Annotated in this window: 3 protein-coding genes; all 3 read left to right on the forward strand. The window is 72.6% G+C overall.

Annotated features, from left to right (window positions below; genetic code table 11):
- Positions 1–405 (forward strand): DUF4019 domain-containing protein (locus tag D183_RS0115130; protein ID WP_017909747.1); only part of this gene is annotated, 405 nt, incomplete at its 5' end.
- Positions 406–446: 41 nt separating this feature from the next.
- Positions 447–836, forward strand: a complete 390-nt coding sequence (locus D183_RS0115135) for an MAPEG family protein (protein ID WP_026143987.1) — start codon at positions 447–449, stop codon at positions 834–836.
- Between the two features lie 99 nt (positions 837–935).
- On the forward strand, positions 936–1,957 hold a 1,022-nt coding region (gene ubiM / locus D183_RS0115140), incomplete at its 3' end, for a 5-demethoxyubiquinol-8 5-hydroxylase UbiM (protein ID WP_017909749.1).

The following is a 1,957-nucleotide window of genomic DNA, read 5'->3' on the forward strand; positions in this document are numbered from 1 at the left end:
CATGCCGGCCCCGCCGCGCCCGCGCCCGGACCGCTGGCCAAGCAGGACGCACAGATGGCGCAGGCCGGCCTGCGCGCCGCGCAGCTGGTCGATGCCGGACGCACCGGCGAGCTGTGGGACGGCGCCTCTGTTGTGGCGAAGAAGGCGGTGACGCGTGCGGTGTTCGTGCGCGAGATCGACGCCGCACGTGCGCGGCTGGGCGCGCTGCTCGGCCGCGGCGTCGCCAGCGTGGCGCGGGTGCAGTACGCCGCCGGCTCGCAGGTGCCGCCGGGCACCTACGTCAACATCAGCTTCCCCAGCCGCTTCGCCAATGCGCCGCAGCCGGTGCGCGAGCTGGTGTCGTTGCGGCTGGACGAGGACAAGACCTGGCGCCTGGTCGGTTATCACGTGGCCATGCCCGATTGAGCGGCATGCTGCGCGCCGTCTTCCTTTCCTCCGAGGCTCCGATGCCCATCGAAATTCGTATGCTGGCCTGGGCGATCCTGCTCGGGATCGCGCAACTGCTGCTCGCCTCCGCCTTCGTCACCGCGCAGCGCGGGCTGAAGTGGAACGCCGGCGCGCGCGATGCGCCGCAACCGCCGCCGGCCGGCGTGGCCGGGCGCCTGGACCGCGCGCTGCGCAACTTCCTGGAAACCTTCCCGTTCTTCGCCGCCGCGGCGGTGGCGGTGGCGGCACTGGGCAAGGGCGATGCGCACACCGCGCTGTCGGCGCAGATTTACCTGTGGGCGCGGGTGGCGTACGTGCCGCTGTACGCGGCGGGCGTGCCGTACGTGCGCAGCCTGGTGTGGGTGGTGTCGCTGTGGGCGATCCTGCAGCTGGTGTGGGCGCTGTTCTGAGCCCCGCGGGCTGCGACCGATCGTCGCAGCGCTGATCCAGATCAAGGACGCGGTGCGCGGCGGTCGTATCCTGGCCGGGTCCGATCACGGAGTCGCCGCATGCAAGTGGATATCGCCATCGTCGGGGCCGGCCCTGCCGGCCTGTGCTTCGCCCGCTCGCTGGCCGGCAGCGGCCTGTCGCTGGCGCTGATCGAGCCGCAGCCGCGCGCGGCGCTGGCCGAGGCCGCCTTCGACGGCCGCGAAATCGCCCTGACCCATGCCTCGCGGGCGTTGCTGGATCAGTTGGACCTGTGGCCGCGGATCGACCCGCAGGCGATCGCGCCGCTGCGCGATGCGCGGGTGATGAACGGTTCCTCGCCGTTCGCACTGACCTTCGCGGCGGGCGAGGGCGGCCGTGGCGATCTCGGCTGGCTGGTGCCCAATCACCTGATCCGCCGCGCCGCGTTCGCCGCGGTGCAGGACCAGCCCGGTCTGACCTTGCTCGATGGTGTCTCGGTGCAGGCATTGCGCCGCGACGCGCGCCAGGCGCAGGTGCAGCTCTCCGACGGGCGCAGCGTGGCGGCGCGCCTGGTGGTCGCCGCCGACAGCCGCTTCTCCAGTACCCGGCGCATGAGCGGGATCGGCGCGCAGTTGCGCGATTTCGGCCGCACCATGCTGGTGTGTCGGGGGCGCCACGAGCGCCCGCACCATCAGACCGCCTGGGAGTGGTTCGGTTACGGCCGGACCATGGCGCTGCTGCCGCTGCACGGCAACGAGGCCTCGGCAGTGCTGACCCTGCCGCCGGAACGCGCGCAGGCGCTGCTGCAGATGGACGAGGCGGCGTTGGGGGCAGAGATCAGTACCTTCTTCGAGCATCGCCTGGGCGCGATGACGCCACTGGTGCGGCCGCAGGCGTACCCGTTGGTGGCCGTCTATGCGCAGCGCTTCGTCGCCGAGCGCTATGCCTTGATCGGCGACGCCGCGGTGGGCATGCATCCGGTGACCGCGCATGGGTTCAACTTCGGCCTGCAGAGCCAGGCGCGGCTGGCGCGTGCGCTGCACGACGCGGTCGCGCGCGGCGGCGACATCGCCGCGCCGGCCTTGCTGGCCGGTTACCAGCGCGGGCACCGCCTGGCCACGCG

The sequence above is a fragment of the Xanthomonas sp. SHU 199 genome, from assembly GCF_000364665.1.
Classification (GTDB): Bacteria; Pseudomonadota; Gammaproteobacteria; order Xanthomonadales; family Xanthomonadaceae; genus Xanthomonas_A; species Xanthomonas_A sontii.

What these genes read in the sequence shown, in the direction of transcription:
- D183_RS0115135 (WP_026143987.1), top strand. Translation starts at nt 447, where the DNA reads ATGCCCATCGAAATTCGTATGCTGGCCTGGGCGATCCTGCTCGGGATC.